Raw genomic sequence first — 21,666 nt, 5'->3', positions numbered from 1 at the left:
TTGTTCGACTACTACTCCCCGACCGATGACCCGCCGACGTACGCCGCGAGGTGCTCCCCCGTGATCGTCGAGCGCGACGCGACGAGCTCCGCGGGCGTGCCCTCGAACACGATCCTGCCGCCGTCGTGACCGGCGCCGGGCCCCACGTCGATGATCCAGTCGGCGTGCGCCATCACCGCCTGGTGGTGCTCGATGACGATCACGGTCTTCCCCGAGTCGACGAGGCGGTCCAGGAGGCCCAGCAGCTGCGCGACGTCGGCGAGGTGCAGACCGGTCGTCGGCTCGTCGAGCACGTACACGCCGCCCTGCTTCTCGGCCATCTGCACCGCGAGCTTCAGCCGCTGCCGCTCGCCGCCCGACAGGGTCGTGAGCGGCTGCCCGAGCGTCACGTACCCGAGCCCCACGTCCTCGAGGCGCGACAGGATCGCCACCGCCGCCGGGGTCCGCGCCTCGCCGTCCGCGAAGTACGCGCGCGCCTCGGCGATGGGCAGCGCGAGCACCTCGCTGATGTCCTTGCCTCCCAGCGTGTACTCGAGCACCGAGGCCAGGAAGCGCTTGCCGCCGCAGTCCTCGCACGTCGTCGACACCGTCGACATCGGCCCGAGGTCGGTGAAGATGACCCCGGCGCCGTTGCACGCCGGGCACGCGCCGTCGGAGTTCGCGCTGAACAGCGCGGGCTTCACCCCGTTGGCCTTCGCGAACGCCTTGCGGACGGGCTCGAGCAGGCCCGTGTAGGTCGCGGGGTTGGAGCGCCGGGAGCCGCGGATCGCCGTCTGGTCGATCGACACGACGCCGTCCCGCCCGGCGACGGACCCGTGGATGAGCGACGACTTGCCGGAGCCGGCGACACCCGTCACCACCGTGAGCACACCGAGCGGCACGTCGACGTCCACGTCCTTCAGGTTGTGGGTCGACGCGCCGCGCACCTCGAGCACGCCCGACCGCTCGCGCACCGCGTCCTTGAGCCGCGCCCGGTCGTCGAGGTGCCGCCCCGTCAGGGTGCCGCTGGCGCGCAGCGCCTCGACCGTGCCCTCGAACCGGATCTCCCCACCGTGCGACCCCGCGCGCGGCCCGAGGTCGACGACGTGGTCGGCGATCGCGATCGTCTCGGGCTTGTGCTCGACGACCAGCACCGTGTTGCCCTTGTCGCGCAGCTGCAGCAGCAGGTCGTTCATGCGCTGGATGTCGTGCGGGTGCAGGCCGATCGTCGGCTCGTCGAACACGTACGTGACGTCGGTGAGCGCCGAGCCGAGATGCCGGATGAGCTTCGTGCGCTGCGCCTCTCCCCCGCTGAGCGAGCCCGACGACCGGTCGAGCGACAGGTACCCGAGGCCGATCGACACGAACGAGTCGAGCGTCTGCGCGAGCGACTGCACGAGCGGCGCGACCGTCGGCTCGTCGATGCCGCGCACCCAGGCGGCGAGGTCGGAGATCTGCACGCTGCAGGCCTCCGCGATCGACATCCCCGCGACCCTCGAGGACCGCGCGGGCGCCGCGAGCCGCGTGCCGTCGCAGTCGGGACACGTCTGGAAGGTCACCGCCCGGTCGACGAACGCCCGGATGTGCGGCTGCATCGACTCCTTGTCCTTCGACAGGATCGACCTCTGGATCTTCGGCACGAGGCCCTCGTAGGTCATGTTCATCGCGTCGACCTTGACCTTGGTCGGCTCCCTGTAGAGGAAGTCGTGCCGCTGCTCGTCGGTGAGGTCGCGGATGGGCACGTCGCCGGGCACGAACCCGGAGGCGGCGAAGATCTTCACGAGCCAGCCGTCGGCCGTGTAGCCCGGGACGGTGATCGCGCCCTCGAGCAGCGACCTCGAGTCGTCGAGGATCTGCGCCAGGTCGATGTCGTTGACCCGGCCGAGGCCCTCGCAGCGCGGGCACATGCCGCCGAGCATCGTGTGGTCCTGCGCGACCGCCTGCGTCGCGGCGCCCCTCTCGACCGTCATCGACCCCTGGACGCGCACGCTGGGGACGTTGAAGGAGAACGCGTTGGCCGAGCCGATGTGCGGCTCGCCCAGGCGCGAGAAGAGGATGCGCAGCATGGCGTTGACGTCGGTCGCGGTGCCGACGGTCGAGCGGGGGTTCGCGCCCAGCCGCTCTTGGTCGACGATGATCGCCGTCGTGAGGCCCTCGAGGCGATCCACCTCCGGCCGCGCGAGCGACGGCATGAAGCCCTGCACGAACGCCGGGTAGGTCTCGTCGATCATGCGCTTGGACTCCGCCGCGATCGTGCCGAACACGAGCGACGACTTGCCGGAGCCCGACACCCCCGTGAACACCGTGAGGCGGCGCTTCGGGATGTCGAGGGAGACGTCCTTGAGGTTGTTCTCGCGTGCGCCCTGCACGCGGATGAGGTCGTGGCGGTCGGCGGGATGCGGTGCGGCGCTCATCGTGCTCCTGGGTTCGGCGACACGCACCGCGGCGTGCGTGACGCGCCGCTCAGCCTATGACCCCGAGCTCCTCGCGGACCATGGCCGCTCCGGCGCTCAGCGCGCTCAGCTTCCCCAGCGCGAGGGGGCGGGCCAACGGCGCCATCCCGCAGTTGGTGCTCGGGAGGAGCAGGTCGGCGTCGACGAACTCGAGGGCGCGTCGCAGGGTGTCGGCGACCTCCTCCGGGGTCTCGATCTCCCCGCTCGCCACGTCGATGGCCCCGAGCATGACCTTCTTCCCGCGGACGAGCTCGATCAGCTCCATCGGCACGTGCGAGTGGTGGCACTCCAGCGAGATGATGTCGAGCGTGGACCGCTGCAGGAGCGGGAGCGACTCCTCGTACTGCCGCCACTCCGATCCGAGCGTCGCCTTCCAGTCGGTGTTCGCCTTGATCCCGTAGCCGTAGCAGATGTGCACGGCGGTCTCCACGCGGAGCCCCTCCGCCGCCCTCTCCAGGGCGGCCACGCCCCAGTCCTTCACCTCGTCGAAGAAGACGTTGAAGGCGGGCTCGTCGAACTGGACGATGTCGACCCCCGCGGCCTCGAGGGCCTTGGCCTCCTGGTTGAGGATGGTCGCGAACTCCCACGCCAGCTCCTCCCGGCTCCCGTAGTGGCGGTCGGAGAGGGTGTCGATCATCGTCATCGGGCCCGGCAGCGCCCACTTGATCGGCCGGTCGGTCTGCTCGCGCAGGAACCGGGCATCGGCGGCGAACACCGGCTCCTCGAGGCCCACGGCCCCGACGACGGTCGGCACGCTCGCGTCGTACCGGTCGCGGATGCGCACGGTCTCCCGTCGCTCGAAGTCGACGCCGGAGAGGTGCTCGATGAACGTCGTGACGAAGTGCTGGCGGGTCTGCTCCCCGTCGCTGACGATGTCCATGCCCCGGTGGTGCTGCTCGTGGACGGCGGCCCGCAGGGCGTCCTGCTTGCCCTCGACCAGGGCGTCGCCGTCCAGCTTCCACGGGGACCACAGGGTCTCCGGCTGCGCGAGCCACGAGGGCTTCGGCAGGCTCCCGACGGTCGAGGTGGGGAGGAGACGGGGCGTCGCCCGGGATCCGCGGCCGGTCATCGGGTCGCCCCCGCGCGCTCGGCGGCCCAGCGCCGCAGCTGCTCCCCGTGCGGCTCCATCAGGTGCTCCTCCGCGTACCTCCCCTGCTCGACCGCGAGCCGGCCGCGCTCCTCGCGGTCGTATGTGATGGTGGGCCGCGTGTGGTCCTCGGCCGTGAGATCCGGTCGGTAGACGTCCGCGGCGACCGAGCGCGCGCAGTAGATCTCGGGCCGGTAGATCCTCTGGAACGTCTCCATCGTGCTGATGGTGCTGATGAGCTGCAGGTCCGAGAAGTCGCCGAGCAGGTCGCCGCTGGAGTAGAACGCGAGGGGCGCCGCGCTGCCGGGCGGCATGAAGAAGCGGGCCCGCAGCCCCATCCGGGCGAAGTACCGGTCGGTCAGCGAGGACGCGTCCTGCTGGTACTCGACGCCGAGGACCGGGTGCTGGACGCCGGTCCGCCGGTACGTCCTGCTCGTCGACACGCTGATGCAGATGACGGGCGGCGTCGCCGAGTGCTCCGCGTAGAGGGCGGAGTCGCGGAAGTGCCGGAAGAGCATCCCGTGCAGGACCCCGAAGTCGTCGGGGACGGCGGATCCGGGCTGCGATGCGGCGTGCGCCGGCAGCAGCACGCTGAAGTCGTGGTCGCGGATGTAGGACGAGAGGTTGTTCCCGAGGATCCCCGGGTGACATCGCCCGGTCCGGCGGTCGAGGATCCGGGTCTTCAGGATCTCCAGCAGGGGGAACTCCCGCTCGTCGCGGTCGGCCGTGAAGCGCAGCCCCACGGAGACGATGTCGAGCCCCACGGCGTAGCGGTCGCGATCCGGGTTCTCGTGGTGCGCCAGGCCGTTGAACCGCTCGTCGATCAGCGCCAGGACGTCGCGGAGGTTCTCCCGGCGGCGCTCGCCCCGGGCCAGGTTGGCGAAGTTGGTGGTGACCCGGGAGCTCTCCGCCGGCGAGTAGTCCTCGTCGAAGGGGGTGATGGTGATGCTGAACGTGAACTCGTCCGTCATGAGCGGCCATTCCGTGGGAGGGGCAGGGCAGGGCGGGCCCGCGGCGGCGGCGGCGGCTGGTGCGGTGATCGTCACGGGGTGCTCCTGTCGAGGTGCTCGGGAGCCTGTCAGGTCGGGGCGGGTGCACGCCGGTACGTGACGGAGTGTGACCGCCGCGGGCACCGCGCACGACGAGAGCCCGCCCCCGCGATCCGGATGGATCCCGAGGACGGGCTCTCGTGCAGGACGCGGCCTCACCCACGTCCCGGCCGCGCTGCGGCCAGTCGGCTCACCTCCCGGCGAGCGACCCGCCGATCCCGCCGACGCTGAAGTACTTGTTCAGGAAGGCGAAGATCAGCACGGGCGGCAGCATCATGATGACCGCGACCGCCATCACCGAGCCCCAGTCCGCCGCGTTCTGCTGGAAGAACGTGTTGAGGCCGATGGGGAGGGTGTACTTCGTGAAGTCCTGCAGGAACAGGAGCGCGATCAGGTAGTCGTTCCAGGCCAGCAGGAACGAGAAGATCGCGGTCGAGAGGATGCCCGGCAGGGAGTTGCGCATCACCACGTGGATGAAGCCGCTGAACACGCTCGCACCGTCCATCCACGCCGCCTCCTCGAGGGTGATGGGGATGGAGTCGATGTAGGCCGCCATCATCCAGATCGCGACCGACATGGTCGAGCCGATGTAGATGATCGCCACGCCCTGCAGCGTGTTGATGAGGCCCATCGCCGAGAACGTGATGAACAGCGGGATCGCCGCCGTCACCACTGGCAGGGCCTGCACCACGAACAGCACGAGCGAGTACCCGGAGACGAGCCGCGACCGCGAGCGGCTGAGCACGTACCCGGCGGGAGCGGCGATGACGACCGAGACCACGACCGTCACCAGCGCGACGAGCAGGCTGTTGCCGAGCCAGATCATCACGTCGGTGCCGCCGAGCACGCGCTGGAAGTTCTCCAGCGTGAAGCCGGTGGCCGTCGAGTTCTGCCCCGGCTGGGTGGAGAGGAACAGCACCGCGAGGATGGGCGTGATCACGATCAGCGTGATGATCGCGATGAACAGGAAGCGCCACCACTGGCCCTTCTGCTCCCGCTCCTTCGCCGACGTGCGCTTGATGTCGCCGACGGTCGCCGAGGTGGCGCCGACGGCCGCGAGTGGCTGGCTCATTCGATGTCCGCCTTCTTGATCTGCCGGTACAGCAGGGTCGACACGATGACCAGCACGGCCGTCATCATGAAGGCCACCGCGGTCGCCGGGCCGGTCTGCAGGTTCTGGAACGCCTGCTGGTACGCCAGCACGATCAGGGACGTCGTCGCGTTCACGGGACCGCCCTGCGTGAGCAGGAAGATCGTCGGGAAGTCGTTGACGCAGAAGATCGTCATCAGCACCCAGCTGATGTAGGTGGTCCTCGAGATGATCGGGAGGGTGACGCCGCGGAACGCCTGCCAGGCGCTCGCGCCGTCCATCTTCGCCGCCTCGTAGACGTTGGTGTCCACCGACGCGAGCGCCGAGGACATCATCATCAGCATGAACGGGAAGCTGATCCAGACCTTGAACACGCAGACCACGACCTGCGCGAGCACGGGGTCGCCCAGGAAGTTCGCGTCGGGGAACCCGAGCGTCTCCAGGATGATCGGCACCGGGCTCTGCGGCGTCGCCACCAGCCAGTTCCACGACGTCGACGAGACGACCACCGGGACGATCCACGGCAGCAGCAGCAGCACCTTGAAGAGCCCGTTGGCGGGGATCCGGGTGCGCAGCAGCAGCGCGAGGGCGAGGCCCACGAGCCACGAGCCGAAGACGCCCACGACCGTGAACACGATCGTGAACGTCGTCGCGTTGCGGAACTGCTCCGACATGAGCACGTCGGTGTAGTTCTGGAGCCCGACGAACGGCGTCTCCCACGGCAGCGTCGACGGCGTCCCCTGCTGCAGCGACTGCAGGAAGGAGTAGACGACCGGGTAGACGTTGAGCAGCACGAGCAGGATCAGCGACGGCAGCGCGAACAGCGCCAGCGTCGCGCCCGCACGTCCGAGCGGCGTCTTGCCGGAGCGCTTGCGCGGCTCCGTGGGCCGCCGACCGGAGCCGGCGACGCCCACGCCGCGGCGTGCCATCCCGATCTTGTCGGTGACGCGCGTGTCGACCGCCATCAGCTCACCCCGTCCATGTCATGACCTCCCGGTGGTCGCGCATCACGCGCCGGCCTCGAGCTCCTTCTGGAGCTTCTCGAGGGACTCGCGCGCGGTGACGGTGCCGCCGAGGACGGCCTGCGCGAACGAGATCGTCGGCTGTGTGCCGTCGACCTTGGTGACGTTCTGGAAGACCGTGTTGGAGCCGGGGGCGCCCCACGTCTTCGAGATCGGCTGCCAGTCGTTGAGGATCTTCGTGGTGTTCGCGTCGTCCGCGTACGCCTCCTCGGCGATGGACTTCAGCGGCGGCAGGCCGATGCCGGTCTGCTTCGTCCAGAGCGACTTCATGTTCTGGTAGTAGTACGTGAGGAACGCCTCGCTGTTCTCCTGGCTGGGCGTCGACTTGTACATCATGATGTTGTTCGGGAAGTAGAGCGCGCCCTTCTCGCCGCCGGGGCCCACCAGCGGGTCGCCGACCACCATGTTCGCCGCGGTCTCCGGGCTCACGTTCGCCGTGGCGCCCGCGCCGTCCCAGAGCATGCCGAACGTGCCGGCGTCCATCTGCTGGTACGCGTTGTCGGAGGTGTAGGTGGCGCTGCGGGGGTCCACGTAGCCGTTCTTCACCATGCCGAGGACCCACTCGACGGCCTCGATGTTCTTGTCGGTGACCACGTCGGGGTTCTGGTCGGGGTCGAACAGGCCGCCGCCGTTGTTGATCATGTGGGCGACGATCTGGTGGAAGCCGGTGAAGGCGCCCGCACCCGAGCGCGTGCCGTAGCCGTAGACGCCGATCTTCTTGAGCCCGGCGCACGCGGCCTCGTACGTGTCCCAGTCGGTGGGCGCCTCGACGCCGGCCTTCTCGAGCAGGTCCTTGCGGTACCAGTACATGCGCATGTCGAGGTTGTACGGGACGGCCGCGTAGCCGTTGGCCGTCTTCAGGGTGTCGACGAGTCCCGGGAGGAAGTCGTCGTAGATGCCGTTCGACTTCCACGACTCGATGAGGTCGTCCGCGTACGCGATCTTGCCCTGCGACTCGAAGAGGAACGCCGTCGTCCCGCCTCCGGAGCTCACGGCCGGACCGTTGTTCGCCGCGACGGCGGTCGAGAAGGTCTGCGTGAAGTTGGCCCACTGGACCTGCTGGTAGCTGACCTTGCCCATGCCGCTCGCCGGCTTGTAGGCCGCGGAGATCGCCTTGTCCTCGGTGAGGAAGGCGGGCGCGCCCCAGGGCATGTTCCAGAACTTGAGGGGTGCGCCGGCGCCTCCGCCCGCGCCTCCCCCGCCGCCGCCGCTGCAGGCGGCGAGGAGGCCGACCGCGGCGGCGCCGACGCCCGCGCTCAGGAGGGATCGACGGGTGAGTCCGTTGCCGAAGGCGCTGGATGACTGCTGTGGCATTTCGTGCTCCGTTGCATGTTGTGGTGCCTGATGTGTGGTGGAGGGGAAGGGATCGTGGGTCAGCTCGGCCGCTCGCCGGCCAGCGCGGGCGCGGCGGCGAGGAGGGAGCGGAGGTCGGCGACGTCGTCGGGGACGCATCGGCCGTGGGCGGCGTCGCGGGCGAGGCGCATCGCGGTGCGATGGCCCGACTCGAAGACGACGGGGAGGTCCTCGCGGCCGGCAGCGTCGGTGACGCTCGCGCGGCCGGGCGCGGCCGTGTCCGGCGCGGGGAGGGCGACGTGCGCGGCGCGGTCGCCGACGACGAGGCGGAAGGTCGCGCACGCGTGGGCGTGGGCCGTGACCACCGCGCTGACGACCACGTGCACGCCGGAGGCGGAGGAGCCGGAGAGCATCAGGTGGTCCGCGGTCCGGGCGAGCGGCGCGAGCGCGGTGAGGGGCGAGCCGAGCAGCGCCTGCGCGGTGAGCGCGAGGGCGCGGGCCGCGCCCTCGAGGTCGTCCCCGTCGGCGAGGGTCGCGCGCGCCTCGAGCAGGGCGCCCGGGGCGGCGAGGCGGTGGATCCGCGGGGCCACCCGGCGCACGGCCTCGTCGTGCCGCCACGGCACGTCGAGCACCACGGGCGTGCCGGTCGCGGCGAGCTCGGCGAGCTCCTCGTCGTCCGCGGAGCCGGGGGCGAGCACGAGCAGGGCGCGGGCTCCGGCACGGGCGGCGGCGAGCGCGCGGCCGGCCCAGCCTGCGGTGCCCGCGACCACGACCACGTCGCCCGCGTCGTCCGTGCGGCGGAAGGACTCGGGCAGCGAGGCGAGCGTCGCGGCCGCCGTGCCCGCGTGCGCCGGCGACGCGGCGGAATCGATGAGGAGGGTGAGGGCGGTCATGCCGCGACCTCCGTCCGGGAGGAGCGGGCGGCGCCGGCGTCCGCCCGGATGAGCGCCGAGGCCTGCTCGGCGATGTCGATCGCGAGGTCGAGGTCGGCGAGGAGCACGTCCATCGGCACCGGCTCCGCGGCGCCCGTGATCACGTCGTGCACGTGCTCCCACTCGCGGATGTAGCCGTTGTCGGGGAACGGGCCCCAGCCCGTGGTGCTGCGGGCGTCCGTGAGGGCGGCGGTGCTGGATCCGGCGTGCACGTAGGAGAGGGAGAAGTCGAGGTGGAGCGAGCGGTCGCGGGCGACGGCGTCGAGCGTCCACTCGGGATCCCACGACGCGCCGCCGATGCCGTGCACCTCGAGCACGCTCTCGCCGACCATCGCGACGATCTCGTAGCCCCACGGCCGGAGGGCGCGCGCGCTGAGGACCCGAGGCGGCGCGTCGGGCAGGAGCCGGCGGGCGAGCGGGAGGTCGTGGATCGCGAGGCCGAGCACGCCGCCGCTGACCGCGGCCACGCGGGCCTCGGCGTCGGGCTCGCCCGCCGCGCGGGGAGCCGGTCGGCCGACGATCTCGGTGGCGGAGTCCTCGGAGTCGGGGTTCGGCGGGATGACGGCCGAGATCCGGACGGTGTGCGGCGCGCTGCCGGTGGCCTCCCACGCCTCGACCGCGGCGATCCAGGCGGGGTCGAACGCGTGCATGGTGCCGACGACGACGGGCACGCCGTGCTCGGCGGAGGCGCGGGCGATGGCCCGGCCCTCCTCGGCGGAGACGGCGAGCGGCTTCTCGCAGAGGACGGCGCGCTTGCCCGCCCGGCACGCGGCGATGACCTGCTCGGCGTGGAAGCGGTTCGGGCTGCCGATGACGACGACGGCGACCTCGGGATCCGCGATGAGCGCGTCGGCGTCGGTCGAGTGCCGGGCTCCGGCCCGGGCAGCGACCCGCTCGGCGACGGCCGCGTCGACGTCCATCACGTGGACGACCCGGAAGCGGTCGGGCATGCGCGCCAACGTCGGCAGGTGGATCGCCTGCCCTACCGGTCCGGCCCCGATCAGGCCCACACCGAACACCTCTTCGCCCACGACGCCCTCGTCCCTAGCTGATGACCGCACGACGAATGCTGACGCACCGTTTACGGTTGAGTCACTGTACGTCCGGGCACATGGAGGCACAAGAGGGAGCATCGAGATCGTGACCGAGTCGAGAAGCGCGGTCCCGGAGCGCGGTGGGCCCGCGGTGCCGGAGGAAAGGTTTCCGCGCGCTGATGCGGATGAGAGCGCGGCCACGGAATCGGGGTCCGGGACGGGTTCGTCGGTCCGCGGCCCGTACTCCACCGGCGTGCGTCGGCGGGCCGAGATCGTCGACGCGGCCGTGCGCGTGTTCGGCGTCCGGGGCTACGGCGCGGCCACCATCAAGGAGATCGCCGACGAGGTGGGCGTCTCCCCCGCGGCCGTCCTCCGCTACTTCCGCAAGGAGGAGCTGCTCACCGAGGTCCTCCGCCAGTGGGACCGCCAGCAGCCGTTCGTGGCCGACGCCGCCCCGGGCCTCCCGGCGCTCCGCGCGTTCGTGGACCTCATGCGGTACCACGTGGAGCACCGCGGATTCCTCGAGCTGTACCTGACGTTCGCGACCGAGACCAGCGACGCGACCCATCCCGCGCACGTCTACATGCGCGGCCGCTACGCGCGGACGATCGCGCAGATCCGCCGCCGGATCGCCGAGTCCGTGGACCTCGGCCAGGTGCCGCCACTGGACGACGCGACCCTCGACTACGAGGCCGCCTGCTTCCTCGCGATCCTCGACGGGCTCGAGATCCAGTGGATCCACAACCCGAGCCTCGACCTGCCCGCGCTCGTCGGCGAGTACGTGGAGCAGTCGATCGCGCGCTGGCGCGGGGGGACGCAGGCGGCGGTCCCGCCCGGCTCGGCGTCCTGGGACTGAGCGGAGCCGGGCCCAGCCGGGCCGGGCGGATGCGCCGGCCGGACGCGCTAGTGCGCGACCACGCCCTCCGGCAGCGGCTCCGTCGGGCGACGGACGAAGAACGACGCCACGATCGCGGCGAGCGAGATGAAGCCGCCGATCATGAAGGCCGCCTGCACGCCGGCCGCGGTCGCGGAGACCTCGGACAGGCCGTCCTCGAGGCCGCCGACCGTCGTCGTGGTGAGCACCGTGACGAACAGGGCCGTGCCGACCGCGCCCGCGAGCTGCTGCATCGTCGAGACGGTGGCGCTGCCGTGCGAGTAGAGACGCGGCGGCAGGGATCCGAGGGCCGAGGTGAACAGCGGCGTGAACATGAGCGCGAGCCCCGCGTTCAGCACGAGGTGCACGGCGATGACCCAGCCGATGGACGTGCCCTCGTGCAGCATCGCGGTCATGCCCCAGAGGGCGATGGAGACGATGATCGCGCCGGGGATCACGAGCGGGCGCGGCCCGACGCGGTCGAAGAGGCGGCCGACGTACGGCGACATGACGGCCATGAGCGCGCCGCCGGGGAGCAGCAGCAGGCCGGTCTCCAGCGTGCCGAGCTCCAGCACGTTCTGCAGGTAGAGCGGCAGGACGATGAGGCTGCCGAACAGCGCCATCATCATGATCGCGACCATGATGATCGAGACCGTGAACGGGCGGCTGCGGAACGTGCGGAGGTCCATGAGCGCCCGGTCCTCGCGCTGCAGCGAGACCTGGCGGGCGATGAACGCGGCGAGCGCGAGCGCGCCGACGGTGATCGGGACCCAGAGCGGCAGGGGCGCGGCGCCCTCGGCCGACTCGCCCAGGCTGCTGAGGCCGTAGATCAGGCCGCCGAAGGCGAGCGTGGAGAGCACGACGGAGAGGATGTCGAACGGGAGCTTCCGCGGGGTGGTGAGGTTCGTGATCTTCCAGAGGCCGAGCCCCAGCGCGACGAGCGCGATGGGCAGGACGATCCAGAACATCCAGCGCCACGACAGCGAGCTGAGGATGAGGCCGGACACCGTCGGGCCGATCGCCGGGGCGACCGCGATGACGATGGAGATGATGCCCATGAGCCGGCCGCGACGGGCGGCGGGCACCAGGTTGAGCACGGTCGTGAACAGCAGCGGCAGCATGATCGCCGTGCCGCTGGCCTGCACGACGCGGCCGATGAGGAGCACGCCGAAGCCGGGAGAGACGGCCGCGATGAGCGTGCCGGCCGAGAACAGCGTCATGGCGGCGCCGAAGACCTGGCGCGTCGAGAAGCGCTGCAGGATGAAGCCGGTCGCGGGGATCACGACCGCCATCGTCAGCATGAAGCCGGTGGTGAGCCACTGCGCGGTGGCCGTGGTGATGTCGAGGTCGGCCATGAGGCTCGGGAGCGCGACGCTCATGATCGTCTCGTTGAGGATCACGACGAAGGCGGCGACGACCAGCAGGCCGATGACGAGGCCGGCGCCCTGCGGCAGGCGCTCGTCCTCGGGGGCCACGCCGCGGTCGGCGGCGGCGTGGGCGGTGGTCGGCAGGGTCGCGTCGGCCGGGCGGCGGTCGTCGCGCGCGGTGTCGGCGGAGGGCGGCGTGGTCATGGGTTCTCCGGGGAGTGGATGGCGGGCACGCGCGACGCTGCGGGGCTGGGAGGGGCCGATGTCAGATTCGGACCTTCTGGCAGTCTATGACACAATCGGCGTCGACGGCAGACGCCGGACGGACGGCAGGTGACGGGTGGACGAAGCGAGCGGGATCGCCGGCGCGGGGCTCCGCGAGCGACGGCGCATGGCCACCACCACCGAGATCACCGAGGCCGCGCTCTCCCTCTTCGAGCAGCGCGGCATGGCGGCCACCACGATCCACGACATCGCGCAGGCCGCGGGCGTCTCCGACCGCACGTGCTTCCGGTACTTCCCGAGCAAGGAGGAGTCGGTCCTCACGCTCCACCCGGTGTTCGACGCGCCGCTCGACGCCTGGCTCGCCGAGGTCGACCGCGGATCCGCCCCGCTCCCCCAGCTCGAGGCCGTCTACGAGCGGGTGCTCGCCTCCCTCGACGGCGACCTCGCCGCCGTCGCGCACCAGCAGCTGCGCGTGCGGTGCCTCATGGCCGACGAGCCGCAGCTGCGCGCGACCGCCGTCTCCCTCGACGCGACGCGCTCGTGGGAGCTGGCCGAGCGGATCACCGAGGCGTTCGGCGGCCGCATCACGGCGCAGGAGGCGCGGCTCGTCACCGAGCTCGCGGGCGTCGCGGTGCGCGCGGCCTTCGACGAGTGGGCGGATGCGCGGACGGCGGGCCTCGACGCGACCCTCGTCGCGTCCTTCGCGGCCGTGCGGCGCCGGCTCCGGGACATCGCGGGGACCTGCGCAGCCTGATCGCCGGGAGAGGGGCTTCCGCCGTAGACGACCGTCAGACCGCTGCCGACCCCGGACCCCGGAGGCGCCCGACCACGGAGGAGTCGGGAGCTGGCGGCCCCTGCCGAGGCCGCCTCGCGGCCGTGTCCCCGCCCCCGATCCTGTTGCTGCGCTCGCTGAGGGCCACGAGCGCGAGATGGCGATCCGCCGTCCAGCAGACCAGGCGCCCCTTCTGGTCCTTGTTCCGCGCGAGGACGCCTGCATCCGCGAGCTGGGTGAGCGCCCGGTGCGCGGCCACCCGCGACACTCCGTGGGTGCGCGCGGCGCTGTCCTCCGTGAGGACCGGATCGGTCGCCAGTCGATCGAGGATGCGCAGGACGACCGCGTCCGCGCGAGGTCGCGCGGGAGCCCGGCCCTCCTGCCGCCGATGCTCCACGAGACGCTCCACGCTCTCCTCGTCGAGCCGTGCGACGTCCTCCGCCAGCCGCACCGCGGTGCCGGCGGCCAGCTCTGCGGCCTCCGCGAAGGCGCGCACCCACTCGTCGACCCGGCCCGCGCGGAACGCCGTGAGCCCCGCGATGTAGGCATCCGCGTCCGCGGCGAGGACCGTCGAGATGGGGATCAGGATGTCACGCACCGCGTCACCTCGGCGCAGGACCGTGTGGATGAGGGCGCGACCCGTGCGGCCGTTCCCGTCGATGAAGGGGTGGATGGTCTCGAACTGCGCATGCGCGATGGCCGCCCGGACGACCGGGTTCCCGTCCGTGGCGGTGCAGAAGCGCGCCAGGTCCTCGAGGAGCCGGCGGACCTCACCCTCCGGCGGGGGCACGGAGTCCGCGCGGATCGGGGACCACCCGGATCCCCCGACCCGGTTCTGCTCCGTCCGGATGCCCTCGTCCAGCGAGGGCTCGATGACGTGCTGGAGCGCCTCGAGGTCCGCGACGGTGATCCGGTGCTCTCGATCCGCCAGCGCGTCGATCGCGTCCTCCGTGGCGCGCACGTTCGCGATCACGTCGAGGGCGACGCGCGTGCCCTGCCGCAGGAGCTCGGCGATCGCGAGGCGCTTCGGCGTGACGCGGTTGCCCTCGATCCACGAGGAGGAGATGCTCTCCGACCGGATGAGCAGGTGGTTCAGGTAGCCGGCTCGTCGGCCGATCCGCTCGTCCGCGCGCGCGAGCACGGCGAGGGCGTCGGTCGCGGCCGCCTCCGCCTGACGCCCGAGCTCCGGGAGGTCGGCCGAGAGCTCGTCGGGCACGAACGCGCGGTAGGTGCCGGGCGTGCGATCGCGACGGCTGAGGTGGGCGGAGTCCTGGGGATCCCAGGCGAGCTCGACGTACGCCACGCGCGGCTCCCTCCCTCGGCCTCGCGCCGGGATCGTCGTCGCCGGCAGCGGGACCGACACCACCGGCGACATTAACTTTAGCGGCGTTGGAGTTAATCATGTGCGCCGCGACGTGCGCCTGTCCCCTCCCTCAGTCGAACAGGTTCGCGCGCAGCCCTCCCGCGGCCAGCTCGTCGCGGAGGATCCCGCGGCGGCGGAGCACGGGCACGAGGTCGTCGAGCATCCGGTGCAGCGTCACGGGGTGGAGGTCGCCGGAGAGCAGCAGGCCGTCGTTGTCGGCGTCGTCGCCGAGCTCCTCGACGAAGTCGGCGAACGCCTCCGCCGTGCCGACGAAGCCGGCCCGCTCGGCGACGAGGCCCTTCCGCGCCTTCCGGGTGAGCAGCTCCCGGAGCGGCGCGTCCTCGGTGCCGCCGTAGAGCCCCGCGATGGTGCCGTGCGAGACGTGCTCGCCGAAGACGCCGCGGTCGACGGGCCGGTCGAGGTCGAGGCCCGTGAGGTCGGTCTCCAGGTCGCTCGACCAGCCGAGCGCGATCGCCCGGAGCACGTCGTCGGAGGGGTGGCGCGAGGCGTCGACGACCCGTCGCGCCTCCTCCTCGCTCGGCACGATCTCGGGCTTCACGACGAAGAGGATCCGGATGCCGTCCGGCCCGCGGCCGTGCCGCGCCGCCGCGTCGAGGACCTTCGCCCGGTACGCGAGCAGCTTCCCGGGCTCGAGCGGCGCGAGGCCGAGCTGCACGTCGGACTGCGTGCCCGCGAAGGACAGGCCGCGCGGGGATCCGCCGGGCGAGACGATCACCGGGTCGCCGTGCGCGGACGGCACGGCGTTGAGCGGGCCGTCGACGGAGAAGTGCTCCCCGCGGTGCTGGAACGCGTCGAGCAGCGCGCCGTCGGCGAAGCGCCCGGAGGCGGGATCCTCGACGAGCGCGCCGCCGTCCCAGCTGTGCCAGAGGCGGCGGACCACCTCCATCCACTCGTCCGCGCGGTCGTACGCGCCGTCGTGCGAGAGCGGGTCGAGGCCCACGTGGCGGGCGCTGCCGACGTCGGTGACGAGGTTGATGCCGAACCGGCCGGCGCTCAGGTGCTGCAGCGTCTGCGCCTGCCGGGCGGCGAGGTACGGCGGCGTGATCCCGGCGTTCACGGTGGGCACCAGCCCGATCCGCTCGGTCGCCGCGAACAGCCACGGCGCGAGCAGCAGCGGGTCGTGCTTGGGTCCGCCGTACGCGCCGCGCACCCGGAGGTCGAGCGTCTCGGGCGAGCCGAGGGAGACGGCGTCCTCCATCACGATCAGCTCGAAGCCCGCCTGCTCGAGCTCGCGGGCGGACTGCTGGTAGAGGCCCGGGCGGGTCCAGTCGTGGTTCCACTCGCGGTACGGGTGGCCCCAGCCCTGCGGCCCGAAGCCGCGCGAGAGGAACCAGCCGAGGTGCTGGCGGCGGGCCACCGTCAGCTCTCCGTCGCGGGCCGGGCGTCGCGGTCGCGCGTCGCCGCCAGGTCCCGCACGGCGGTCAGCCCGCGCTCGAGGTCGCGGAGGATGTCGGCGATGTCCTCGATGCCGATGGAGACGCGCAGGAGCCCCGGCCAGATCCCCGCCGCGTCGCGCTCCTCCGGGGTCCGGCCCGCGTGCGTGGTGGACGCGGGGTGCAGCACCAGCGAGCGCACGTCGCCGAGGTGCGTCATGTGGCTGAAGAGGCGCACCGCGTCGATGAACGCCTCCGCCGCCGGCTCCCCGCCCGCGAGCGTGAACGAGAACACGGACCCCTGCCCGTCGGGCAGGTACCTCCGCGCCAGGTCGTGCGACGGGCTCGAGGGGAGGCCCGCGTAGTCCACCGACGACACCTCCGGCCGCGCCTCCAGGAAGCGCGCGACGGCGAGCGCGTTCGACGAGTGCCGCTCGACCCGCAGCGACAGGGTCTCGATCCCCTGCCGCAGGAGGAACGAGCTGAACGGCGCCGGCGTCGGGCCGAAGCGGGACGCGACGACCTCGCGGGCGTACGCGATGAGGGCCCCGCGGCCGAAGCGCTCGGCCCAGCTGGCGCCGCCGAACGATCGCTCCGGCTGGTTCAGGTGCGGGAAGAGATCCGGCCGCGCGGCCCAGTCGAAGGTGCCGCCGTCGACCACCACGCCGCCGAGCACGGAGCCGTGGCCCGCGAGGAACTTGCTCGTGGAGTGCACGACGACGTCGGCGCCGTGCTCGATCGGGCGGAGCAGGTACGGGGTCGCGAGGGTGTCGTCGACCACGAACGGCAGGCCGTGCGCGTGCGCGACCTCCGCGATGCCGGCGAGGTCGAGCAGGTCGTTCTTGGGGTTCGGGATCGGCTCGCCGAACAGCACGCGCGTGTCGGGGCCGATGCGGCGGGCCCACTCGTCGAGGTCGCGGTGGTCGTCCACGAAGTCGACCCCGATGCCCAGGCGGCCGAGGTTCTGGCGGAAGAGGCCGCGGTTGCCCTCGTAGATGCTGCTCGAGGAGAGGATCCGGTCGCCGGCCTGCAGGATCGACAGCAGCGCGGTGGTCGTGGCGGCCTGGCCGCTCGCGACGAGGACCGCCTCGGTGCCGCCCTCGAGCTCCGCGAGGCGCCTCTCCACCTCGTCGGTGGTCGGGTTGCCGTTCCGCGTGTACAGGTAGCCCTCGTCGACGCCCGTGAACCGGTCGCGGGCCTCCGCGAAGCTGCCGAAGACGAAGCCGGCGGTGAGGTGCACCGGCGGGACGCGGGCGCCGTGGTCCGCGTCGAGCGCGGCGCCCGCGTGGATCTGGCGCGTGGCGAAGCCCGCGGCGACCGGTGCGTCGGGCGCTACCGGTGCGTCGGGCACGACCGGCGCATCCGCGAGCCGGGCCCCCTCGACGACGCTCATGCGCCGAACGCCCGGGTCGACGCGATGGCCGCGCCCTCGACGAGCGCGCCGAGCTTCGCCCAGGCCACGTCCTGCGCGACGAACTCGTAGCTCGCGAAGGTGGAGAGGCCGCAGTCGGTGCCGGCGATCACCCGGGTGGGGTCGCCGACGGCGTCGACGACCTCGAGGATCCGCTTCGCGATCACCTGCGGGTGCTCCAGGTAGTTGGTGGTCACGTCCACCACCCCCGGGATCAGGACGGCGCCCTCCGGCAGGGGGTGGTCGCGGAACGCGGGGGCCTCGTGCTGGTGCGCGGGGTTGCCGAGCGGGATGCTGAACGCGCCGACGCGCGCCCGGTACAGGTGCGGGAGGAGCACGTCGACGGGCACGTCGTCCTGGTGCGGGCCCTGCCAGTTGCCCCAGCAGACGTGGAGGCGCACCCTGTCGCGCGGGATGTCGCGGATCGCGTGGTTGAGCGCGTCGACGTGCAGGTCGACCGCGGCGAGGAACTCGTCGAGCGTGGCGTCGCCGAACTGGATCACCCGCTCCATCGCGAGATCGGGGGCGTCGAGCTGCAGGACGTGCCCACGCGCGACGATGGCGTCGTACTCGGTCTTCAGCTCGTCGGCGAGCGCGAAGACGTACGCGCGGTCGTCGCCGTAGTGCGGGTTCGCGGCGTCGAGCAGCAGGGTCGTCGAGACGATGCCCGGGGTCGCCGCGGAGAAGAAGGTGCCCGCGGGCGCGAGGCCGCGGTCCGCCTGCACGGCGAGCTCGCGCGCGAAGCCGTCGAGGTCCTCCGTGATCCCGGCCAGCGTGGGGTCGTACGCCAGGAGGCCCTGCGCGACCGGCGGATCCCAGACGCGCGCGACGTCGGCGCCCTCCACGATCTGCCTCGCCTGGAACGCCGCGTACTCGGGGAACTTGAGCGAGTCGAGCGTGGGCTTCCGGTGACCGGCGCCGCCGAACCCGTCGATCCGCTCCCGCACGTACGTCGAGAAGCCGACGCGCGGCACCTCGCCGTCGTTGACGATGTCGAGGCCCGTCTCGAGCTGCCGGCGCACGGTGTCGGCGACGGAGGAGGCGGTGACGGCCGCCAGCTCGTCCGCGTCGAACGGCCGTCGCTGGTCGCGGGCGACGAGCAGGCGGGTCAGCTCGGGCGTGCGCGGGAGGCTGCCGGCGTGCGTGGTCAGGATGCGGTCGGTCATGCGGGGACTCCTCGGTGGATGGCGGGGCGGACGCGGAGGGCGGGGGCGGCGACGGGGGCCGCCGCGTGGGGGATGGGCGGCGGGGCGGCGGGTGGCGCGACGGAGGCGGGCGCGGATCCGGATCCGGATCCCGCTCCGTCGAGCGCCGCGATGCGCCGCACGGCCTCCCGGAGCACGTCGGGGTCGCAGGCGAGGTTGAGGCGGGCATGGCCGGCGCCGCCGGATCCGTAGCAGTGGCCGGCGTTGAGGGCGACGCGGGCGCGGTCGAGGATCACGGCCGTCGGGTCGGCGCCGAGGCCGAGCGGACGGAGGTCGAGCCAGGCGAGGTAGCCCGCCTGCGGTCGGTGGTGGACGACGCCGGGCAGGTGCTCGGCGAGCAGGGACGCGAGGAGCGCGTCGTTCGCGACGATTCGGGCGATGGCATCGTCGAGCCAGTCGGTACAGGAGAACGCGACGACGTTCGCGTGCAGCCCGAGGATGCTCGTGCGGCAGGCGACCTCCTCCACGAACCCGTCGAGCAGGTCGTGGGTGCGCGCGTCCCCTGCGACGACCACGGAGCACTTGGCCCCGGCGAGGTTCCAGCCCTTGCTCGCGGAGGTGACGCAGATCGAGCTGGCGCCGAGCGACTCGGCCAGCGGCGCGAACGGCGTGAAGCGGGCGCCGGGGAGGGTGAGGGGCGCGTGCACCTCGTCGCTGATCACGAGCACGTCGTGGCGCGCGGCCAGCCGGGCGACCTCGGCGAGGATCCGGGCGTCGTGCACGAGCCCCATCGGGTTGTGCGGGTTGCAGAGGAGGAACGCGTCGACCCCGGAGGCGAACGCGCGCTCGAGGCCGGCGAGGTCGAGCGACGCCCGGCCCGCGTCGACGAGGAGCGGCACCTCCTCGACCCGGGCGCCCGCCTCCTCGACGAGCTCGAAGAACGGCGGGTACACGGGCGGCGTCACGACGACGCGGCCGCCGCGCGGCACCGCGAGGCGCAGCGTCTCGACGATGCCGACGCTCACGTCGGTGGCGATGCGCACGCGGCTCTCGTCGACGATCCAGCCCCAGCGCTCGCGGGCGAAGCGGGCGAACGCGGGCGCGAGCGGCCCGGGTCCGTCGAGGTAGCCGACGTCGGAGGCGCGGACCCGCCGCACCAGCTCCTCGACGACGGGCTCGGCGATGGCGTAGTCCATCTCGGCCACGAACAGGGGCAGCACGTCCGCGGGGAACCGCGTCCACTTGATGCTCGTGCGCTGGGTGCGGATCTGCTCGATCGGCGCCGTCGTGACCTTCACCATGACGACACGATGCCGGGCCGGGCCCCGCCGTGGCGAGCGCGCGCGTCACACGAGGACACGGGCGCGGGTCGCCCGGGAGCCGACCTGGCGGCGGGACGGCGGCGGATCGACCGTCAGCGCCCGGTGCTCTTCGCGTCCCAGTCGGTGAGGGCGTAGACGGTGACGAGCGCGATGCCGCCGAGGATCCACCACGTCCGCGCGCGGGGCTCGCGCAGCACGCCCACGGCGATCGGCGCGGCGAGGTAGGCCACGCCGCTGTTCCTCTCGATCGCGCCGTGCACGGAGAACGGCACGATCTCCGCCGCCGCGACGGGCTGCACCGTGACGGCGTTGAGGCCGCCCTGGATGAGGCCGAAGGCCGTGAAGAGGCCGCGAGCGCGCGGGCTGAGCCCGAGGAGGCGCGGGACGAGCAGGTTGGCGGCGGCGAAGCCGTAGTCGATGAGGCCGTGGACGCGGGGGGTGATGGGCTTGGTCATGCCCCCACCGAAGCACCGGCGCCGGGCGCCGCCAGGGGCCTTGACAGGGGTCGGGCGCCGGCGAGCTCACGGCCCGAGCCCTAGTCGGCGACGGCGATGCGGAGCGAGGCGATCGCGCCCGCCTCGTCCAGCGCGAACACGCTCGTCAGATCCACCCGGCCGCCGGGGAAGTCGCCCTCGAGCCGGTCGACCAGCACGACGCGGGTGCCCTCGACCGTGGTCGCGAGCCGCGTGCTCGTGTAGCGGAACGCCGCGGCCGCCCCGGTCCGCCATGCGGCGATCTCCTCCTGACCCCGGTAGGTGCGGCCGTCGTCCTCGACGACGGCGTCCTCGGCGAACGGCGCCGCCGCCGCGCTCGGCTCGCCGGCCTCGCGCCCGTCGAGGTACCGCTGGACGGCCTCCGGCAGATCGGTCGGGGTCGGGATCGGTGCGGGGTCGGTCATGGCTGCTCCTCGTGTCGATGGGTCGGGCGGGGATCGCCTCGCCTCACGACGAGCGTCGCCCTTCCCGTGAGGGGAAGGTCAAGCGCCCGGCGGCCGCGGCCCGTGCGAGGCGGCAGGATGGGGCCGTGCCGCCGTCCGTCATGACCATCGGGGAGTTCAGCCGCGCCACGCGGCTCACCGCCAAGGCCCTGCGCTTCTACCACCGGGTGGGGCTGCTCGAGCCCGCGGCCGTCGACGCCGGCACCCGCTACCGCCTCTACGGGCCGGAGCAGATCCACGACGCCCGGCTGATCCACCACCTCCGCTCCGTGGACATGCCGGTCGACGAGGTGCGCCGCGTCCTCACCGCGGCCGACGAGGGCGAGCGCCGGGCGGCGATCGCCGAGCACCTGGCGCGGATGGAGCGCCTCCTCGCCGAGACGCGGGCATCCGTCGACGCGATCCACGCGATGCTCGCCGACGCACCGGTGCCCGTCGAGCTGCGGCGGGTCCCGGCGACGCGGGTCCTGGTCATCCGCGACGAGATCGACCTCGCCGACCTCGGCGACTGGTTCGGCGCGACCCGGGCGGCGCTCCGGGACGCGTGCGCGCCCGACGACGTGGTGGGCCCGCTCGGCGGGCTGTGGTCCACGGAGCTGTTCCTCGAGGAGCGGGGCGCGGGGGCGCTGTTCCTCCCGCTCGCCGCGTCCGCCGCGCCGCCCGCGCGCGGCCCCGCGCGGGTGGAGACCCTGCCGGCGACGCTCCTCGCGGTCGTCGCGCACGAGGGATCCGACGACACGATCGGCCAGGCGTACGCGGCGCTCGGCGCCCACGTGGCCCGGGAGGGCATCGGCGCCGCCGGCCCGCTGCGGGAGGCGTACTTCGGCGAGGCGCCGACGGGCGACGGCGTCATCGAGATCGGGTGGCCGGTGCGCGAGGACGCGACGGGGCGAGCCGGCTAGGTCCCGCGCCGCCGC

19 protein-coding genes are annotated in these 21,666 nt (G+C 72.7%); 3 read left to right on the top strand and 16 right to left on the bottom strand.

Annotation, left to right across the window (positions count from 1 at the left end; genetic code table 11):
- Positions 1-11 precede the first annotated feature (11 nt).
- The 8 genes from ACT7CP_RS00560 to ACT7CP_RS00525 all read right to left on the bottom strand — a co-directional run bounded on the left by ACT7CP_RS00560 (position 12) and on the right by ACT7CP_RS00525 (position 9,936).
- Positions 12-2,393 (bottom strand): ATP-binding cassette domain-containing protein, encoded by a 2,382-nt coding sequence (locus tag ACT7CP_RS00560; protein WP_445442936.1) that lies wholly within the window; start codon positions 2,391-2,393, stop codon positions 12-14.
- A gap of 49 nt (positions 2,394-2,442) precedes the next feature.
- Positions 2,443-3,501, bottom strand: a complete 1,059-nt coding sequence (locus ACT7CP_RS00555; protein WP_445442935.1) for a methionine synthase — start codon at positions 3,499-3,501, stop codon at positions 2,443-2,445.
- Positions 3,498-4,490: a putative oxygenase MesX gene (locus tag ACT7CP_RS00550; protein WP_445444001.1), complete on the bottom strand. Its 993-nt coding sequence runs from the start codon at positions 4,488-4,490 to the stop codon at positions 3,498-3,500. Before ACT7CP_RS00550 ends, ACT7CP_RS00555 begins: the two co-directional genes overlap by 4 nt.
- A 268-nt stretch (positions 4,491-4,758) precedes the next feature.
- Positions 4,759-5,640: a carbohydrate ABC transporter permease gene (locus ACT7CP_RS00545; RefSeq protein ID WP_191147843.1), complete on the bottom strand. Its 882-nt coding sequence runs from the start codon at positions 5,638-5,640 to the stop codon at positions 4,759-4,761.
- Complete coding sequence (locus ACT7CP_RS00540) at positions 5,637-6,623, bottom strand: carbohydrate ABC transporter permease (protein WP_445442934.1); 987 nt, start codon at positions 6,621-6,623, stop codon at positions 5,637-5,639. The genes ACT7CP_RS00545 and ACT7CP_RS00540 overlap by 4 nt, the downstream gene beginning before the upstream one ends.
- Before the next feature lie 42 nt (positions 6,624-6,665).
- A complete protein-coding gene (locus ACT7CP_RS00535) occupies positions 6,666-7,994 on the bottom strand; it encodes an ABC transporter substrate-binding protein (RefSeq protein WP_445442933.1) in 1,329 nt (442 codons plus the stop codon).
- A gap of 59 nt (positions 7,995-8,053) precedes the next feature.
- The gene (locus ACT7CP_RS00530; RefSeq protein WP_445442932.1) at positions 8,054-8,866 is read right to left on the bottom strand and encodes a hypothetical protein; all 813 of its coding nucleotides are present in this window, start codon (positions 8,864-8,866) and stop codon (positions 8,054-8,056) included.
- Positions 8,863-9,936: a Gfo/Idh/MocA family protein gene (locus ACT7CP_RS00525; RefSeq protein ID WP_445442931.1), complete on the bottom strand. Its 1,074-nt coding sequence runs from the start codon at positions 9,934-9,936 to the stop codon at positions 8,863-8,865. The genes ACT7CP_RS00530 and ACT7CP_RS00525 overlap by 4 nt, the downstream gene beginning before the upstream one ends.
- A 256-nt stretch (positions 9,937-10,192) precedes the next feature.
- Here ACT7CP_RS00525 and ACT7CP_RS00520 point away from each other — a divergent pair, with 256 nt between their 5' ends.
- Complete coding sequence (locus tag ACT7CP_RS00520) at positions 10,193-10,795, top strand: TetR/AcrR family transcriptional regulator (RefSeq protein WP_445442930.1); 603 nt, start codon at positions 10,193-10,195, stop codon at positions 10,793-10,795.
- Positions 10,796-10,842: 47 nt separating this feature from the next.
- Here ACT7CP_RS00520 and ACT7CP_RS00515 read toward each other — a convergent pair whose 3' ends face one another.
- Positions 10,843-12,384 carry a DHA2 family efflux MFS transporter permease subunit gene (locus tag ACT7CP_RS00515; RefSeq protein WP_445442929.1) on the bottom strand — a complete coding sequence of 514 codons (1,542 nt, stop codon included), beginning with the start codon at positions 12,382-12,384 and terminating at the stop codon, positions 10,843-10,845.
- A 187-nt stretch (positions 12,385-12,571) separates the two neighbouring features.
- On the opposite strand from ACT7CP_RS00515, the gene ACT7CP_RS00510 reads away from it, so the two are divergent.
- On the top strand, positions 12,572-13,159 hold the full coding sequence (locus ACT7CP_RS00510) for a TetR family transcriptional regulator (RefSeq protein ID WP_413961937.1): 588 nt from the start codon (positions 12,572-12,574) through the stop codon (positions 13,157-13,159).
- Between the two features lie 34 nt (positions 13,160-13,193).
- On the opposite strand, the gene ACT7CP_RS00505 is transcribed toward ACT7CP_RS00510, so the two are convergent.
- From ACT7CP_RS00505 to ACT7CP_RS00475, 7 genes are all read right to left on the bottom strand, one after another.
- Positions 13,194-14,480: a Fic family protein gene (locus tag ACT7CP_RS00505; protein ID WP_445442928.1), complete on the bottom strand. Its 1,287-nt coding sequence runs from the start codon at positions 14,478-14,480 to the stop codon at positions 13,194-13,196.
- A gap of 130 nt (positions 14,481-14,610) precedes the next feature.
- Positions 14,611-15,918: an LLM class flavin-dependent oxidoreductase gene (locus tag ACT7CP_RS00500; protein ID WP_445442927.1), complete on the bottom strand. Its 1,308-nt coding sequence runs from the start codon at positions 15,916-15,918 to the stop codon at positions 14,611-14,613.
- 2 nt (positions 15,919-15,920) lie between these two features.
- Complete coding sequence (locus ACT7CP_RS00495) at positions 15,921-17,327, bottom strand: O-acetylhomoserine aminocarboxypropyltransferase/cysteine synthase family protein (RefSeq protein WP_445442926.1); 1,407 nt, start codon at positions 17,325-17,327, stop codon at positions 15,921-15,923.
- Positions 17,324-18,511: a cobalamin-independent methionine synthase II family protein gene (locus ACT7CP_RS00490; RefSeq protein WP_445442925.1), complete on the bottom strand. Its 1,188-nt coding sequence runs from the start codon at positions 18,509-18,511 to the stop codon at positions 17,324-17,326. Before ACT7CP_RS00490 ends, ACT7CP_RS00495 begins: the two co-directional genes overlap by 4 nt.
- Positions 18,508-19,791 carry a MalY/PatB family protein gene (locus tag ACT7CP_RS00485; protein WP_445442924.1) on the bottom strand — a complete coding sequence of 428 codons (1,284 nt, stop codon included), beginning with the start codon at positions 19,789-19,791 and terminating at the stop codon, positions 18,508-18,510. Before ACT7CP_RS00485 ends, ACT7CP_RS00490 begins: the two co-directional genes overlap by 4 nt.
- Positions 19,792-19,904: 113 nt before the next feature.
- Complete coding sequence (locus tag ACT7CP_RS00480; protein WP_413961931.1) at positions 19,905-20,267, bottom strand: hypothetical protein; 363 nt, start codon at positions 20,265-20,267, stop codon at positions 19,905-19,907.
- An 80-nt stretch (positions 20,268-20,347) separates the two neighbouring features.
- Complete coding sequence (locus tag ACT7CP_RS00475) at positions 20,348-20,710, bottom strand: nuclear transport factor 2 family protein (protein ID WP_445442923.1); 363 nt, start codon at positions 20,708-20,710, stop codon at positions 20,348-20,350.
- 125 nt (positions 20,711-20,835) lie between these two features.
- Here ACT7CP_RS00475 and ACT7CP_RS00470 point away from each other — a divergent pair, with 125 nt between their 5' ends.
- The gene (locus ACT7CP_RS00470; RefSeq protein WP_445442922.1) at positions 20,836-21,651 is read left to right on the top strand and encodes a MerR family transcriptional regulator; all 816 of its coding nucleotides are present in this window, start codon (positions 20,836-20,838) and stop codon (positions 21,649-21,651) included.
- Positions 21,652-21,666: the final 15 nt, after the last annotated feature.

The organism is Clavibacter rahimiani (genome assembly GCF_052654495.1).
This window is presented reverse-complemented; position numbering and strand designations above follow the sequence as displayed.

Bases quoted from the DNA above. Each gene is read 5' to 3' on its own strand.
- ACT7CP_RS00560 (WP_445442936.1), bottom strand. From the start codon at position 2,393: ATGAGCGCCGCACCGCATCCCGCCGACCGCCACGACCTCATCCGCGTG.
- ACT7CP_RS00555 (WP_445442935.1), bottom strand. From the start codon at position 3,501: ATGACCGGCCGCGGATCCCGGGCGACGCCCCGTCTCCTCCCCACCTCG.
- ACT7CP_RS00550 (WP_445444001.1), bottom strand. From the start codon at position 4,490: ATGACGGACGAGTTCACGTTCAGCATCACCATCACCCCCTTCGACGAG.
- ACT7CP_RS00545 (WP_191147843.1), bottom strand. From the start codon at position 5,640: ATGAGCCAGCCACTCGCGGCCGTCGGCGCCACCTCGGCGACCGTCGGC.
- ACT7CP_RS00540 (WP_445442934.1), bottom strand. From the start codon at position 6,623: ATGGCGGTCGACACGCGCGTCACCGACAAGATCGGGATGGCACGCCGC.
- ACT7CP_RS00535 (WP_445442933.1), bottom strand. From the start codon at position 7,994: ATGCCACAGCAGTCATCCAGCGCCTTCGGCAACGGACTCACCCGTCGA.
- ACT7CP_RS00530 (WP_445442932.1), bottom strand. From the start codon at position 8,866: ATGACCGCCCTCACCCTCCTCATCGATTCCGCCGCGTCGCCGGCGCAC.
- ACT7CP_RS00515 (WP_445442929.1), bottom strand. From the start codon at position 12,384: ATGACCACGCCGCCCTCCGCCGACACCGCGCGCGACGACCGCCGCCCG.
- ACT7CP_RS00510 (WP_413961937.1), top strand. From the start codon at position 12,572: ATGGCCACCACCACCGAGATCACCGAGGCCGCGCTCTCCCTCTTCGAG.
- ACT7CP_RS00495 (WP_445442926.1), bottom strand. From the start codon at position 17,327: ATGAGCGTCGTCGAGGGGGCCCGGCTCGCGGATGCGCCGGTCGTGCCC.
- ACT7CP_RS00490 (WP_445442925.1), bottom strand. From the start codon at position 18,511: ATGACCGACCGCATCCTGACCACGCACGCCGGCAGCCTCCCGCGCACG.
- ACT7CP_RS00485 (WP_445442924.1), bottom strand. From the start codon at position 19,791: ATGGTGAAGGTCACGACGGCGCCGATCGAGCAGATCCGCACCCAGCGC.
- ACT7CP_RS00480 (WP_413961931.1), bottom strand. From the start codon at position 20,267: ATGACCAAGCCCATCACCCCCCGCGTCCACGGCCTCATCGACTACGGC.
- ACT7CP_RS00475 (WP_445442923.1), bottom strand. From the start codon at position 20,710: ATGACCGACCCCGCACCGATCCCGACCCCGACCGATCTGCCGGAGGCC.